General features: G+C 59.7%; 11 protein-coding genes and 1 tRNA gene. 5 read left to right on the top strand and 7 right to left on the bottom strand.

Annotated elements, in window-relative coordinates:
* Positions 1–29: 29 nt before the first annotated feature.
* Together K8U03_05100 and K8U03_05095 are read right to left on the bottom strand one after the other, a co-directional pair.
* On the bottom strand, positions 30–431 hold the full coding sequence (locus K8U03_05100) for a VOC family protein (GenBank protein ID MCE9604264.1): 402 nt from the start codon (positions 429–431) through the stop codon (positions 30–32).
* Positions 432–541: 110 nt separating this feature from the next.
* Entirely contained in the window at positions 542–1,531 is a 990-nt protein-coding gene (locus K8U03_05095; protein MCE9604263.1) for an NADPH:quinone reductase, read from the bottom strand.
* A gap of 218 nt (positions 1,532–1,749) precedes the next feature.
* On the opposite strand from K8U03_05095, the gene K8U03_05090 reads away from it, so the two are divergent.
* From K8U03_05090 to K8U03_05080, 3 genes are all read left to right on the top strand, one after another.
* On the top strand, positions 1,750–2,529 hold the full coding sequence (locus K8U03_05090; protein ID MCE9604262.1) for a phytanoyl-CoA dioxygenase family protein: 780 nt from the start codon (positions 1,750–1,752) through the stop codon (positions 2,527–2,529).
* A gap of 341 nt (positions 2,530–2,870) precedes the next feature.
* A complete protein-coding gene (locus tag K8U03_05085; protein MCE9604261.1) occupies positions 2,871–3,869 on the top strand; it encodes a hypothetical protein in 999 nt (332 codons plus the stop codon).
* Between the two features lie 105 nt (positions 3,870–3,974).
* Positions 3,975–5,645 (top strand): tetratricopeptide repeat protein, encoded by a 1,671-nt coding sequence (locus tag K8U03_05080; GenBank protein MCE9604260.1) that lies wholly within the window; start codon positions 3,975–3,977, stop codon positions 5,643–5,645.
* A gap of 30 nt (positions 5,646–5,675) precedes the next feature.
* Here the strand turns inward: K8U03_05080 and K8U03_05075 are convergent, their stop codons facing one another.
* The 3 genes from K8U03_05075 to K8U03_05065 form a co-directional block, all read right to left on the bottom strand.
* On the bottom strand, positions 5,676–6,743 hold the full coding sequence (locus K8U03_05075; GenBank protein MCE9604259.1) for a response regulator: 1,068 nt from the start codon (positions 6,741–6,743) through the stop codon (positions 5,676–5,678).
* Positions 6,744–6,773: 30 nt separating this feature from the next.
* The gene (gene amt, locus K8U03_05070) at positions 6,774–10,688 is read right to left on the bottom strand and encodes an ammonium transporter (protein MCE9604258.1); all 3,915 of its coding nucleotides are present in this window, start codon (positions 10,686–10,688) and stop codon (positions 6,774–6,776) included.
* Positions 10,689–11,122: 434 nt separating this feature from the next.
* A tRNA-His gene (locus K8U03_05065) sits at positions 11,123–11,196 on the bottom strand.
* 222 nt (positions 11,197–11,418) lie between these two features.
* On the opposite strand from K8U03_05065, the gene rfbB reads away from it, so the two are divergent.
* Both rfbB and rfbA read left to right on the top strand, forming a co-directional pair.
* Positions 11,419–12,480, top strand: coding sequence for a dTDP-glucose 4,6-dehydratase (gene rfbB, locus K8U03_05060; protein MCE9604257.1), 1,062 nt, complete (start codon positions 11,419–11,421; stop codon positions 12,478–12,480).
* 104 nt (positions 12,481–12,584) lie between these two features.
* A complete protein-coding gene (gene rfbA / locus K8U03_05055; GenBank protein MCE9604256.1) occupies positions 12,585–13,460 on the top strand; it encodes a glucose-1-phosphate thymidylyltransferase RfbA in 876 nt (291 codons plus the stop codon).
* Positions 13,461–13,464: 4 nt separating this feature from the next.
* On the opposite strand, the gene K8U03_05050 is transcribed toward rfbA, so the two are convergent.
* Both K8U03_05050 and K8U03_05045 read right to left on the bottom strand, forming a co-directional pair.
* Positions 13,465–14,985, bottom strand: a complete 1,521-nt coding sequence (locus K8U03_05050) for a hypothetical protein (protein MCE9604255.1) — start codon at positions 14,983–14,985, stop codon at positions 13,465–13,467.
* Between the two features lie 76 nt (positions 14,986–15,061).
* On the bottom strand, positions 15,062–16,060 hold the full coding sequence (locus K8U03_05045; protein ID MCE9604254.1) for a sugar phosphate isomerase/epimerase: 999 nt from the start codon (positions 16,058–16,060) through the stop codon (positions 15,062–15,064).
* Positions 16,061–16,223 lie beyond the last annotated feature (163 nt).

Here is a 16,223-nt window from a genome sequence, read left to right as displayed (position 1 = left end):
TTGCAGCGTGTGCTTACAAACGCTTCCGTTTACTTCGTCGGCGGGGCTCCGGCCGGTGGCTCATGCAGCCCGATGCGGTTGCCTTCACTATCTTCGAACTTCGCCATGAATCCGAACTCGCCGATGCTTGTGCGTGGGACCACGATCTTGCCGCCGGCCTTCTCGACCGTTTTGATCACCGGCTCGAGGCTCGGGAAGTGGAAGTAGATCGTCGTGCCGTCGAGTGAAGGCTTGATCTCAGGCGCTTGGAACAAGGTTCCGGAAATGCCCGGCGAAGTGCAGTCGCCCATCGGGAAGAAGGCCATCTTCGCGCCGAACATGTCCTGCACGCGTAGCTCGAACCCAAGGGCCTGCGTATAAAATTTCACGGCCCGATCCATATCGGCAACGGGAATCTCGAACCAACCGACGGGATTATGGCTAACGCTCATCGTAAGAACCTCCGCATAAGCAAGAAAATCAGGGGACGATCTACGGATAGTCGAACGCCGCAGACGGAATTCGACAATGCGGCAAAAAAAGATCGCCGCGGCGCAATAGCTTACGGCACCAGCACGATTTTCCCGCTCAACGTCCCTTTTTTCTCCAGCGTGTTTTCTTGTTGCAGTTGATGGGCGGCGGCGGCTTCGGCGAGTTTCAGCGTGCGGCCGATGTGCGGCTTGAGGGTGCCGGCTTGAAGCAGGCGATTGACCTCTTCGGCCGACCTACGTTGTTCGTCCGGTGGCGAGTTGAAGATCGCGAAGCCGACGAGCGTGAGGTTCTTCGTATAGAACTGTCCGACGGGGAAGACTGGCCGCGCATCGCGACCTGCCATCAGCACCATCCGGCCGTTCATCGCCAGCTTGCCCACCGCGCGATCGAAGTCGGCCTCGCGCAGCGTCTCCCACCAGATGTTCACGCCGCCGGGCGCGAACTCCGCGAGCCGTGCGTCGACGTCGTCGGTCTTGTAGTTCCAGGCAACGTCGGCGCCGAGCGACTTGCAAGCCGCGACTTTCTCATCGCTCCCGGCGACGGCGGCCACACGGGCTCCGAGCGCTTTTGCCATCTGCACCACGGTCGATCCCACGCCGCCGGAACCGCCGTTGACGAAGATCGTATCGCCGGGCTTGAGCGCGGCGCGGTGCAAGCCGATGTTCGCCGTGATGCTGACGAGCGCGGCGGCTGCGGCCGTCGTGTCGTCGACGCCGGCCGGTGTGGAATAGAGCCAGCCTTCCTCGACGGCGGCGAACTCGGCGAACGTCCCTTGTCGGCCGAACATCCCTTGATTGCTCCCCCACACGCGATCGCCCGGCTTGAAGCGTTTTGCGTCGGGACCGACCCGTTCGACCGTGCCGGCGAGATCGGCACCGATGACGAACGGCAACGGTAAATTCATCTTGATGCCGCCGGCTCGAATGTAGGTGTCGATCGGGTTGACGGCGACGGCCCCGACGCGCACGAGAACTTCGCTGCCGCGCGGCTCGGGTGTGGGAAGATCGGCGTATTGGATATTGGTCGGAGCACCGGTTTCACGGATGAAGGCGGCTTTCATGGTTCGGAATCTCGGCGAGGGAAGCTGTGATGGGGAGAGTGCTCAATAGGCAAAGTCGGACGACGATGCGGCTTCGATTTTAGCGTCCAAGGGCGTGGAGCCCAGATGCAAAACGCCTTGCAAGTAGATCAGTTTATATTCATACTGATATGATAAGGCCGCGACTTCTCTTGCCGAAAAACGACCCGCCGAAAACGACGATTGCTTGCGGAGCGAAAATGACCAGTCCGTCGAACGCCGCCGAACTCGCCGCTTGGGAAGAGCAGGGCTATCTGCGCGTGTCGGGCTTGTTCGATCCGGAAGAGATGCGGCTCCTCTTAAACTACGGCCGCAACGACGAGCGGCTGCGCGGCGATGCTTACGGCCGGCGCGACTCGACGGGCCAAGTCACGAAACTCGCACTCTACAATCATGCCGGCGATGATCTCTATAGCGTGTTCGCGAAGTCGCGCCGGATCGTCGACCCGATGGAGCGCGTGCTCGGCGGCGAAGTGTATCTGTATCACTTCAAGATGATGCTCAAAGAGCCGCGCGTCGGCGGGGCCTGGGAGTGGCACCAAGACTACGGCTATTGGTACAACAACGGCTGCTTGTTCCCTTATATGGCGAGTTGTCTGATCGCCGTCGATCGGGCCACGCGGGCCAACGGCTGTCTGCAAGTGCTTCGCGGCTCGCACCGGATGGGGCGTCTTGACCATGGCAAGACCGGCGACCAAGTCGGAGTCGAGCAAGAGCGGATCGACGAAGCGATGAAACTTTTTCCGCTCGAATACATCGAGGCCGAACCGGGCGACGCCCTCTTCTTTCACGGCAACTTGCTGCATCGCAGCGATCAAAACACGTCGCCGGATCCGCGCTGGTCGTTGATCTGCGCTTACAACGCGGCACGCAACAGTCCGTATAAGGAAGGCCGGCATCCGCAATACAACCGGCTCGATCGCGTCGACGACGATGCCATCAAAGCTTGGGCCGCGGAGCGGGGCTTAGCCGGAGTCTGAACCGGCGGGGTTGCGACGGTGCCCCAGGCGAGCAACGGCATCGATGCCGGCGGGGTGTGAAATCGCCGCTTTTCGTTTGGCGCAAGCGGTTTACTACATCGCTGGGCCCATTTCAGGCTCTTGCATCGAGCGGCGGCGGAGTACAAACTTGGACCCCGCTCGTAATCTTTGAGGCGTGATTTTTCTCGTAACGGATCACCCCTCAAAGGTCCGATAACTGGAATAACCGGCACAGTCGGCAAAGTCCGCGCATCGCCGATGCGTGCGTCGCCGGCAGCGGTCGGGTCTTCCGAAAACTATTGGTATTTGCGAATACCGTTTGATTCATGCGAGGAGAAGTTATGCGGCTCTTGCGATTTCGGATCGTGGCGTTGATGTTGGCGTCGGTGGTGCCGGCATGGAGCGCAAGCTCGTTTGCGGCCGGACCATTGGTGCCCGGCACAGGTCATGAGATCAAAACCATCGGCGACGACTTCGAGGACGAAGCCTGGGAGTATGTCCCGAATTGGCCGAAGAGCAGCAACAACATGGATAAGCGAACCCGCAACCCGGGCGGCTATTCCAAGAACGGCCGTTGGTTCGAAGCGGCCTTGCGCGGCCAGCCCGACTTCGTCGAGCGCGTCGATACTCCGCCCGGCGGTATTCCCGGCAGCAAGGGTGCGCTGATGTTGCGCACGATGCAGTCGGGCATCCCCGGCAACCCGAGCTATACTCATCAGCAAGACGACTTCATCGCTAACGTGCGAGCGAAGGTCGGCGGATCGATTTCGGTTGCCAACGAGCCGAGCATCACGACGCGCGTCTACATGCCGCCGGTCGAGCAATGGGAAAACCGCACCGGAAGTCAATTCGCGTTTCGTGCCGGCTGCCGCGGCGGCGACGAAATGGAAGAATACTGGCCGGGGATTTTCATTCAATTCGATAGCGAGACGCAGAATCGGGCTCGCAAAGACGGGATCAGCTTGGCGGTTCGCGCCGATGGCCGAGGTCGCGACATTCGCACTCTCGACGTTACGCAAACCGGCTGGTGGACCCTCGGTATGTCGTTCACTGCCGACGGTCGAGTGCATTACTTCGCCAAGCCGGGAGTCGAAGACCTGACCGCTGCCGACTTCTTGGCATCGTATACGCCGTATTCGATGCCGTGCCGAAAGGTCGAGACGTTCTTCTACGATTGCTTCAATCAAGACGACGGCAAGACCTGGTCGACGGGCTTCATCATCGACGATCCGAAATTGTTCGTCGTCCGTGGCGGTGAGCAACTCGAAGCCTTCGGCAATCGGACGGTCGCCAAACCCGCGCCCCGTGCTCCGGCTCCGCAACAAACGCGGAAGCGATAGACGACCGTAACGACCGTATGACGTAAATTCGCGGCAATTCTTGGGTTTGCGGCGAGCGGCAAAGCGGCGCTTGTATCGAGCCGAGGCTCGGTACAAGATGGACGGATGCGAAATAATCGTCCGTTTCGAACCATCGTCGGGCTCATTCTCCTCTGCGTTGCGGCAGGTGGCGCAGTCGCACAGACCGAAGACGAGCCGATCGTCGTGCTCAGTCGTGGCATCGGCTTGTTGAATCAAGACCACGCGGCCGAAGCGTTGCCGCACCTCGATGCCGCCCTGAAGCTCGATCCGCAACTGATACCCGCGTATCGCTATCGCGGCATGGCGCGCCAAGACGTGCGCGATCTCGAAGGGGCGATCGCCGACTTCACGAAGTTTCTGGAATCGGCCTCCGACGATTCTTACGTGCTTGTGCGGCGAGGCAAGGCCTTCGCAGCAAAGGGGAGTGTCGAGCAAGCGTTCGACGATCTGAATTCCGCCGTTCGATTGAACCCGAATTACGGTTATGCACTCGTCGGACGAGGCGAGTTCCTGCTCGATCAACGCGACGAACAAGGCGCGCTGGCCGATTTCGATCGGGCATTGTCGTTGAATCCCGACGACTCGTTCGCTTATGTCGGTCGCGGCAGCGTGCATCTCGCGCGCGATGCGTTCGATAAGGCCTTGGCCGATTTCACCCGTGCGATCGAACTCGATCCGCAAGACTCCGCGAAGTTTCTCTTGCGCGGTCGGGTGAAGAAACGGGCAGGGGACCAAGCCGGGGCGACCGCCGATTACGAGCGGGCCATCGCACTGCGTCCGAATTCGCCGCACGCATATATCGATCGCGGCAACCTTCTCAACGATAAAGAAGATTACGAACGGGCCATCGCCGATTACGACAAGGCGATCGAACTCGACCCGAAGAATGCGATGGCTCTCAACAATCGAGGTAGCACACGACGCATTCGTAAGGAATACGCGCTCGCGTTGGCCGATCTCGGTCGAGCGATCGAATTAGATCCCGAACTGTTCGAGGCGTTCCGAAATCGGGCTCGCGTATACGAAGACCAAGAGCAGTGGGAACCGGCCGAAGCGGAGTATACGGCGATGATGCGCCGACGTCCCGACGACCCGACCGTCGTCCTGCGTCGTGCCGCCGTACGGCAATCTCGGGGCAATCTCGACGATGCCATTACCGACTTCAGCCGCGCACTCACAATCGCCCCGAAAGACGCGCAAACCCTGATTCATCGAGGCGGGGCATGGCTGCTCAAACGCGATTGGGAACACGCGATCGCGGATTTCACGGCCGCCTTGGAACTCAAGCCCGACGCCGCTGCCGCGTATTTCAATCGTGCGTACGCCTGGGAAGAGAAGCAAGAACTCGATAAGGCGATCGCCGACTACACGCGGGCCCATGAATTGAAGCCGCGCGACCCGGAGGTATTGGTGAATCGCGGGATCGTGCGTGAGACGAAGCAAGAACTCGATGCCGCTATCGCCGATTACGAGCTGGCTCTGGCGATCGACGCCGAATATGAATTGGCGTACTTCAACCGAGGCAATGCTCGACAATTGAAGAAAGACTTGGCCGGGGCGTTGGCCGATTACAATCGCGCGCTCGAGCTCGATCCGAAGCTGGCCTGGGCCTATGCCGGCCGGGGCTTGGTTCACCTGTCGCAGCAACGGACGATGGAAGCCGAGGCCGACTTCCGCCGTGCGTTGGAGCTTGAGCCATCGCTGAAGCAAGAGATCGACGATAAGATCGCCGAGCTCCGTGCCGAGACGAAGTAAAATTCTCGCAAGCCGGTGTGAGCCGCTGGATCAGACCGTCGCCGCTTGCGGCTTCGCGGCCACGGCACCTGCCGACATCGCTGCGTCTACGTCGTCGCGCTCTTCGCGAAAGCGCTCGTGGATCGCGATGAATTCCGACTCTTTCTGAATGAACGCCTCGACGACGTCGGGATCGAAATGCGTTCCGGCATCGCCGATGATGATCGACCGCGCGATGCTGTGGATATACGGCTCTTTGTAGCAGCGCTTGCTGGTGAGAGCGTCGTAGACATCGGCCAAAGCGACGATGCGACCTGCAAGCGGAATTCCTTCGCCGGCAAGACCGAGTGGGTAACCTTTGCCGTCCCAGCGTTCGTGATGCGTCGCGGCGATTTCACGAGCCACACGCAAAAACTTCGCGTCGGGAAAACGCTGCAAAGCGGCATCGAGAGTTTCCGCGCCGGCTTGCGCGTGCGTCTTCATGATCGCGAATTCGATATCGTTGAATCGACCCGGCTTGCGCAGGATGCAGTCCGGAATCGCGACCTTGCCGATGTCGTGCAGCGGACTCGTTTGATAAATCAATCGCACGTATTCGGCATCGACGACGTTGCGGAACTTCGGTTGCTTGGCTAAGTGCTGCGCTAGAATTTTGCTGTAGCACTGCACTCGTTCGAGATGGTGTCCGGTTTCCGGATCGCGCGATTCGGCGAGTTTCGCGAGGGCGAAGATCGCCATGTCGCGGGTTTCCATGCTGATGATCCGCTCGCCGGCCCGAATGCGTACGATGAGTTCGGCCGGGTTATATGGTTTGGCGATGAAGTCGTCGGCACCGGCCGACATCCCTTGCACGATTTCTTCCGGCGCAGCGTTGCCCGTCAACAAGATCACGTAGACGTAGCCTTCCCAATCGGCGGCGCGCACTTCTCGACAGAGTTCCAAGCCGCTGACGAGCGGCATGTCCCAATCGGAAATGACCAACCGGCAACGCCCGGTCTCGAGCACTTCGAGGGCCTCGCGACCGTTGGAAACGGTTTCGACTTCGTAGCCCGCCGAAGTGAGCGTGTGCTCGATCAGGTCGCGGGAGATTTCATCGTCGTCGACTACTAGGATTCGCATTTTCTTCTCGCCTTAGTTCTTAAAATGCTTCTAACCGTTGGCAAACTCGTTCAACAAACCACCGACTTCGTGCAAGCAGCTTCCGACTTCTACCCGCAACCGTCGCATGCTCGAATCTATTGCGCCGGTTTGGGCCGCCTGCATTTCGAGTAGCGCGGCACATTCCTTTAAGCGCACTGCCCCGACGTTCCCTGCGCAACCTTTGAGCTGATGGGCATGCCGTTTGATGGCGTCTCGATCGCCGGCCGTCGCCGCTTGCTCGAGAGCCAGCAGATCTTCGGGAAGCCGTTTCTGAAATTTCGCCAATACACGTCCCGCGAACTTGCGATCTCCCTGACAGCGCGTGAGGAGATCGTCGGTGCGAAACGCTTCGAGCAACGATTCCACGGCCGCTTCCAGCGACGATTCGATATCATCGACAACCGGAGCTTGCGCAATCGCTTTTTGCACCGAAATCCCGTGCGAAGATGCCATGCCGCTGGATGCATCGCTTGCGATTTCGCCAACCGCAATCGGCAAGGCATTCTCAACGATCCGATCTGCCTGCAAGCTCAATAAGCGTTCGATCGTCGAAAGCAGAATCTCACGGTCGATCGGTTTGGAGACGTAGTCGGTCATGCCCGCTGCGAGGCAGAGTTCGCGATCTCCGCGCACGGCGTTGGCCGTGAGGGCGATGACCGGGATCGAACCTTCGGCGAGGTAGCGAACGCCGGACGTTTCGCGACGACGGATCTCGCCGACAGCCGTGAAGCCGTCCATCTCCGGCATTTGGCAATCCATCAGCACGAGAGCGTAGCCGCCTCGCTTCAACGCTTCCAAAGCAGCCAAGCCGCTGGCGACGATATCGCACTCGTAGCCGCCGGAGCGAAGAATCTCTTCCGTCACCATCTGATTGATTTCGTTGTCTTCGGCGACGAGCAGCTTCACTCGTTTCGGCTGCGCCGCGTCAGCGCTCTTCGCCGGCTGCGCAGGACTTGTGCTTTGCGTGAGATTGTTCGTCGTTTGCGTGAGACCGGCGGCGGCGCTTCCACCCCGTTCGGCACGGACTGCCTTGACGACGGCATCGAACAGCTTCGATTGACGAATCGGCTTGCTCATCACGTTTGAGATTCCGATACGCCGTAAGTCGGCGGCGTCCGGGGAATCGCTCATCGAGGTGAGGAGCAGCATGTTCGAGTTCGAGTACGCTTGCTCGTTGTGAAGTTGCTTGGCTAGCTCTAGGCCGTCCATGTCGGGCAAGTGACGATCGAGAATCACGAGTTGATACGGTCGGCCGGCTTCGGCTTCGCACCGGGCCATTTCCAAAGCCGACGTCGCATCGGCCGCCGTGTCGAGTTCCCAGCCCCAGCGGCGGAAGTTTTCATCGAGCAATTCACGGTTGGCTTCGACATCGTCGACCGCCAAGGCGCGCAGTTTCTGAACATCTTCGGCGACATGCCGCGCCACGCGAGGGACCGCTGCGATTTCGAGCGGCACTCGGAAGCGGAACGTCGAGCCCCCTTCCGGCCGTTCGGCGAATTCGATCTCGCCGCTCATCGCTTCGACGAGTTGCTTGCAGATCGAGAGGCCGAGGCCCGTACCGCCGTACTTACGCGTCGTCGAGGCATCGACTTGCGTGAACGGTTGGAAGAGACGATCGCGGCGATCCGCGGGAACACCGATGCCTGAGTCGTGTACGGCAAAGCAGACGATCGACGTGCCGTCGACGTTCGGCTCGGCGCTCAACTCGATGCAAACGTCGCCTTGATGCGTGAACTTCACTGCATTGTTCACCAAGTTGACGAGGACTTGTCGAATCCGTTCCGGATCGCCGAAGGCGCCGTCGGGCACATCGCCACGAATGCGACAGGCCAACTCGATTCCCTTCTTCTGAGCCTTATGCCCAAACACTTCGGCCAAGTCTTCCACCAACGGATGCAAGCGGAAGCCGACCTTCTCCAGTTCGAGTTTGCCTGCTTCGATCTTGGAGAAATCGAGAATCTGATTGATCAGGCCGAGCAGCGTATCGGCCGAGGAGCGAGCGAGATGCACGAAGCGCTGTTGCCGCACGTCGAGATTCGTCGTGCCGAGCAACTCGAGCATGCCCATCGCACCGTTGAGCGGAGTGCGAATTTCGTGGCTCATGTTGGCGAGGAATTCACTCTTCGCACGGTTGGCCGCTTCGGCCGCTTCCTTCTGAGCTTGCCAGTCGAGAGCCTCGCGGCGAGCCGTGATGTCGACGACCGTTCCTTCGTAGTACACGATCTTTCCCGCACGATCGCGGATCGCACGGGCATTCTCCGAGATCCAAATAATGCTGCCGTCCCGTTTGCGTACGGCCGACTCGAAGTTACGAACGACGCCGTCGAAATCGATCAGCTTGCGGAAGTCGTCGCGCCGGCCGGGCTCGACGTAGAGCCGAACATCCAATTTGTCGAGCGAGGCGATGAGTTCTTCCGCCGAGTCGTAGCCGTAGATCCGGGCTAGGGCTGGGTTGGCGCTCAGATAGTTGCCGTCGATCGTCGTTTGGAAGATTCCTTCGACCGCGTTCTCGAAGATGCCGCGATACTTTTCTTCTGCTTTGCGGAGCGCTTCGGCGGCTTCTTCGCGAGCATGGATCTCGCCGTCGGCACGGCGGATCACCCGATTGTATTGCACCGCGATCTGCCCGACTTCGGTGTGCGGCTCGACATGGACCGCCGCGGAGAAATTGCCGGCCTGAAAGTGTCGATCCATATTGGCAAGCAACTCGACCAAGTCCGAACCTGCGCCGTGTTCGGAAATGTTTAAGCCTTGGATCTCGTCTTTCGCGGGAACGCGGAAAGCATAGAAACGATTGACCGCTCCCAAGACCACCCAAGCTCCGCCGAAGGCCCAAGCGAAACAAACAGCCGCCCCAAGGCATTGCACGCCGAGCTGTTCCCAGCGTGAAACGCCGAAGCCGAACTTCGCTTCGTTTCCGAACAGCGCGACGGCGATCGTGCCCCAGAGACCGCAGAAGGCATGAACGGGAATCGCACCGACGACGTCGTCGATGCGAAAGCGCTCGAGCAAATAAGTGCCGAGGATGCTGATCACGCCGGCACACGCACCGATAATGACCGCCGACAAAGGAGAGATGATATTGCACGAAGCCGTGACGCCGACCAAGCCGGCGATCACGCCGTTGATCGTTTGCCCGACGTTCGCGCGCTTCTCGTAGTATGCGGAAAAGCCGAGAGCCGCTAAGCCGCCGGCGGCAGCGGCGAGATTCGTGTTCAAGAGAATCAGAGGAACGGCATCCGTGAGACCCAGCGCGCTGCCGCCGTTAAAGCCGAACCAGCAGAACCAAAGGATCAACGCACCGATCGTCGCCATGGGGAGGTTGTGCGGAGCCATCGGAGGTGCATTCGGCGAGAAGCGACCGATGCGTGCGCCGAGTTTGATGCAAAGCGCGAGCGAGACCCAGCCGCCGAGGCAATGCACGACGGTCGAACCTGCGAAGTCGATGAAGCCGAGCTTCGCGAGCCAGCCTTCTTGCATCTGATCGATGGAGCCGCCCCAAGCCCAATGTCCGAAGATCGGGTAGAGCACGGCCGAGACGAACAAGGCGGTGATGAGATAGGCACCGAATTTAATTCTCTCGGCGACCGCACCGGAGATAATCGTGGTCGAGGTCGAACAGAACATCAGTTGGAATAGAAACGCACCGAGCAGCGGTGCGGTCGTTCCTTCGCCGAGCGCGAAGCGGGTCGTGCCGAAGAGGCCGTCGTAGGAAATACCGAACATCAACGCGAAGCCGAAGGCCCAATACGCAAGCGACGAGATCAAGAAGTCGACGAGATTCTTGATCGCCACGTTGATGCTGTTCTTGGCGCGGGAGAATCCCGTCTCCAAAAGACAGAAGCCGGCTTGCATGAACATCACCAGCAATGCGCAGGTGAGTACCCAAGAGAGATGCGTCGAAACGGATGCGCCTTGAATCATGGCAAAGGATGATCGGGGACCTGAGCGATCCATCCGCGATGGATACCGAATCGCTCGTGGTGGATTTCGCCTCTGTGTCTTAATCGCTTGCGAAGATCGGTGAAGGCCGCCTGGCACCACCCGATCGTGTCGCGAAAAAGTCTAGGTCGGAAATACCGAATCGTGGGCTCGTACGGCAAGGCGCACGGAAGCGTACGAACGAGCGGCAGAAGGCGAATCGATTGTGACGATTGGCCCGGTAGGAGGGCCCGAAGCGGTATGAAGATGCCCGAGGTGGACAACCCGCATGGGCAGGCCGCTTAAAGAAACGGCTTGAGGGCGCCGCTTATCGCGTGAGCGAAGGGCTTGGGGAAAGTCCTCTTGCCGAACGTCGCCGAATGTTCGTAAGCTACGGACACGTCGCGAGTTAAGGGAGTGACCGAGTACGAAAGCAGGGTGGCTGACGGGACTTGAACCCGCGACCCCTAGATCCACAATCTAGTGCTCTAACCAACTGAGCTACAGCCGCCGCGAAACAAGCCTCTACTTTACCAGGGATTCGACGTTCGGCAAGAGTCGCAGGTAAGGCGGTAGGCCCCTCTGCAGCATGTAATTGATGCCGACATGATTGGGCTTAATCACTATAATCCGCCCGCGCAATACACAGTTGGGAATGTCTCCAGGTCTATTTTAAGCGACCGATCCCTATCGCGGCTCGCAAGTAAACGAATCTCGAAATAGCGTGTAAATCATGAGTGAAACGATTCTGGTTACGGGCGGAGCGGGGTTCATCGGGGGGGCGTTCGTGCGGCAGTGGATCGCCGAGGAGTCGGCGCCGCTGGTGAATCTCGACGCCTTGACCTACGCAGGCAATCTCGACTCGCTCGAATCGGTCCAAGCAGATGCCGCGTATACATTCGTGCACGGCGATATTTGCGACGGAGCCCTCATGGCCGAGTTGCTGCGCGAGCATCGGCCTCGCGCGATCGTCCATTTCGCCGACGAGTCGCATGTCGACCGTTCGATCGACGGCCCGGCCGCGTTCATTCAGACGAACGTCGTGGGCACCTGCACGTTGCTGGACGTCGCCTTGAAGCATTGGCGCGACCTAGCGGCCGAAGAGCGCGAACGGTTCCGTTTCCTTCACGTTTCGACGGACGAAGTCTACGGCTCGCTCGGTCCGATCGGCGCGTTCTCCGAAACCACTCGCTATTCGCCGAACTCGCCGTATGCGGCCAGCAAAGCTTCGTCGGACCACTTCGTTCGCGCCTACCACCACACATTCGGTCTGCCGACCGTCATTACGAATTGCTCGAACAACTACGGGCCGTTTCAATTCCCCGAGAAGCTGATTCCGTTGATGATCCTCAACGCGCTCGAAGGGAAGCCGCTGCCGGTCTACGGCGACGGGATGCAAGTGCGCGATTGGCTCTATGTCGACGATCATTGTCGTGCCCTGCGCACGGTGCTCGCGGCCGGCGCACCGGGCGAGACCTACAACGTCGGCGGCAATTGCGAGCGGCCGAACTTGGAAATCGTCCGCACGATCTGCTCGATCGTCGATCGGCTTCGTCCGGACTTAGCGCATGCTCCGTGCGAAAGCTTGGTGAAGTACGTGAAAGATCGGCCGGGCCACGATCGACGTTACGCGATCGACGCCTCGAAGATCAAACGCGAGCTCGGTTGGGAGCCACGGCAGAACCTCGCGACAGGACTTGAAGCGACGGTTCGTTGGTATCTCGACAACCCGACCTGGATCGAGCGAATCACCAGCGGCGTCTACGCTCGCGAACGTCTCGGGCTGACGACATAAAAGGCGATACTCAATACTCGATGAAGAAGCGAACGATGCCTCGGCATTCGGCGCATCGCATGCTTCCCTCCGACCCCTGATCACCGAGAATCGACCACTGCACCATGAACCATTTCAAAAAAGGGATCATCCTCGCCGGCGGATCCGGCACGCGGTTACATCCGCTCACGCTCGCCGTGAGCAAGCAATTGCTGCCGATCTACGACAAGCCGATGATCTACTATCCGCTGTCGACCTTGATGCTTGCCGGCATTCGCGAGGTACTCATCATCACCACGCCGCACGATGCCGCGAGCTTCGAGCGGCTGCTGGGCGATGGTTCGCGGCTCGGCATGCGGAGCGAATACGCGCAGCAGCCTAAGCCCGAAGGACTGGCCCAAGCATTTCATATCGGTCGCGAGTTCGTCGGCCGCGATCATGTGGCGCTTGTGCTCGGCGACAATCTCTTCTACGGCCAAGGCCTGCAAGCGATGCTCGCCAAGGCGGCGTCGAAGCCCGCGGGAGCGACGGTCTTCGCCTATGCCGTGAAGAATCCCGAGGCGTACGGCATCGTCGAATTCGACACGACCGGTCGCGCGATCTCGTTGGAAGAAAAGCCGAAGAAGCCGCGGTCGAAATTCGCCGTTACCGGTTTGTATTTCTACGACAATCAAGTCATCGATATCGCCGCGAACCTGAAGCCCTCGCCGCGCGGCGAGCTCGAAATTACGGACGTGAACCGAGTTTATCTCGAACGGGAAGCGCTGGAGGTGCAGATCTTCAGCCGCGGCTTCGCTTGGCTCGATACCGGGACGCACGAGTCGCTGTTGCAAGCCTCGAACTTCATCGAAACGATCGAAGCTCGGCAAGGCTTCAAGGTCGCGTGTCTGGAAGAGATCGCCCACCTCCGCGGCTTCATCGATGCCGCGCAACTCGAACGTCTCGGCACCGAAATGCGCAACCCTTACGGCAAATATCTTCTCGAACTCCTCGAGAAGTAAGCGCTTAGTTCGAGGGTGCGGCAGGCGCGGGCATCGGCAACGCCTCGATATACCGGCGATAATCGGCATCGAGCTCCGCATAGCTGCGGCCGGTCCGTTGGGTGAGCGTCAGCGGCGTATCGCGACCCAAATAGATCGCGTCGAGATAGTCGACCGTCGCTTCGCGATACTTTCCTTGCTCGCCGTACATGAGAAACGAAGCCATGCCGGAGGCCTGGCTATAGAGCATCGCGATCCGTGAGTCGCTCTGCATTTGCGTTCGCGTGAGGGCCGTGAACTCCAGGAGCGGCACGTAGAACTTGGTGTCGAGAAGCCGGAACCGAGCCGCACGCATCCGTGGATTATCGACGCCGCCGAGCTCGGCGAAGTCGTCGTGCAAGATCAGCGACTCCATCTGGCAGGCGATCCCCTCGACGATCCAGAAATTCCCCTTCGCGCCGACGTTTAGCGTTCGCTTCGAGAGTGAGAACAGCTCATGCGTCACTTCATGGAAGAGAAACGGATCGTTGTTCTTTTCCGGATCGGCGAAGAAATAGGCCGTGTCGTCGTCATTCATGAAAATGCCGGCCGTGATCTCGATCCTCGGCTCGCGCTTGATCAGCGCCGCGACGTATTCCTCGCGCGTCCGAAAATAAACGACGTTGAATCGCTTGCGCGGCAATTCGCGCGGAGCGCCGCCGTCGAAAAGTCGCTTCCACTCCGCCTCGGGTGTTTGGTAGCGGGCGAAAAGCTGGCGCCAAACCTGATTCATCTTCTCCAACCGTTCGGCCAGCCGCACTCCTTCTTCCAAGCTGTGGTTCGTGCGAACGCGAAAGTTCTCGGTATCGATATTCCAGCCGCGATCGATCGTCGCATGGAGTCGCGCATCTTCCGCCGCTGCTACCCACTTGCCGCTTAAGTAACGTTCGCCGGCCTCGTAGCGAGCGACATGGCTTTGCAATATCCAGCCGAACTCGGCGTGCCACGCCTGCCCGGCTCGTCGCTTCGTCAACTCGAAATACGAGAGTCGCCGACCATCCAGCAGTTGGTAGCCTAGAAGCTTCAGCGCAGCTTCATGAAGCGGATTCTCGCGCAAGGTTTCGTAGGCGAGTTGTACGGCCGTCGAATATTCTTGCTCTTTCGCCGCCGTGCGGGCCAGCGCAAAAAGCCGTTCCGCATGCTCGTTGCGCAGCGTGCGAAACCGAACTGCAAACTCCGAATCTTTCACGGTGTCGCCCGGAGTCGCGACATCCGGCGTGATCAAAAAGAAGTAGCTTTTGTCCGGCTCGCGTTTCGGAAGCCAGCCGGCGACTCGCTTTTCTTCGGCAGCGAGATTCCGTTCGCGACACCACGCGGCCAACTCTGCCAACTGAGCGCGGTAGCGAGCGGCTTCCGCTTCGTATGCCGTAGCGATCTCGCCGACGGATTTCTCCGCAACGTCGTCCGCGTATGCAATCGTCGTCCAAGTCGACGCGAACACGATGGCGAACAAGAACGAGGCGCTCGTTCCGGCGAAACGAATTCTCAGCAGCGGCGCAGCGGTCATCGGGATGCAGGGCTCGTCGAGGTCCGAAAGCTTTCCCTTCGATCATACCATGCGGCGACGCGCCTCTCCGCCGCCGTTACTCTTTTTCGAATGCCGCATCGAAGGCGCGGCCGCTCGGGGCGAAATCCAATCGTTTGACGAATTCAGCCGCCTCGCGCGCTCCGTGTTCTCGATCCATGCCCGAATCTTCCCATTCGACCGACAACGGCCCTTGATAACCGATGCCGTTGAGCGCGCGAATAATCTCCTCGAAGTTCACGCCCCCGCGGCCCGGCGAGCGGAAGTCCCAGCCTCGTCGAGGATCGCCGAAGTTGAGATGACTGGAAAGGATGCCGGAGCGGCCGTTCAGCGTCGTGATCGCGTCTTTGATATGCACGTGGTAAATGCGATCCGGAAAGGCGCGCAAGAATTCGACCGAATCGACCCCTTGCCAAATGAGATGGCTCGGATCGAAGTTGAAGCCGAATTCTTCGCGTCGGCCGAGCGCCGCGAGGGTTCGCTCGGCGCTATATAGATCGAAGGCGATCTCGGTCGGATGCACTTCCAACGCGAAGCGCACGCCGCACTCGGCGAAGACGTCGAGAATCGGATTCCAGCGCTCGGCTAAGAGCTCGTAACCGGCATCGATCCACGAAGCTGGGACCGGCGGAAACGAATAAAGCAGATGCCAAATGCTTGAGCCCGTGAAGCCGTTGACGGTGTCGACGCCGAGCTTTTGCGCCGCGCGAGCCGTGTTCTTGAGTTCGTCTGCGGCCCGTTTGTTGACTCCCTTCGGATCTCCATCGCCCCAGATGTGCGGCGGCAAGATCGCTTGATGGCGGGCGTCGATGTTGTCGAGCACCGCTTGGCCGACGAGATGCGTACTGATCGCGTGAACTTGCAGATCGTGCCGCTCAAGCAGATCGCGCTGCCGTCGACAATAGGAATCGTCTTTGAGCGCCTTCGACACATCGAAGTGGTCTCCCCAGCACGCGAGCTCCAAGCCGTTGAAGCCGAACTCAGAAGCCTTGCGCGCCAGCACTTCCAAAGGCAAGTCGGCCCATTGACCGGTGAACAACGTAACGGGTCGTGCCATGCGAGAAACTCCTCGAAGCGAGACGGAGACCGGTGACAATCCTGCAATTGCCTTTGTAGCTTTCGTCATTGTGCCATAAGCCTGAATTGCCGCAACCGAACAGGTTCGATGTCGCTAAGCCGGGCATGCTATAATCGTTAGAGACCGGTGCATGTTTCCCGGA

The organism is Planctomycetia bacterium (genome assembly GCA_021413845.1).
Lineage (GTDB): Bacteria > Planctomycetota > Planctomycetia > Pirellulales > PNKZ01 > PNKZ01.
This window is presented reverse-complemented; position numbering and strand designations above follow the sequence as displayed.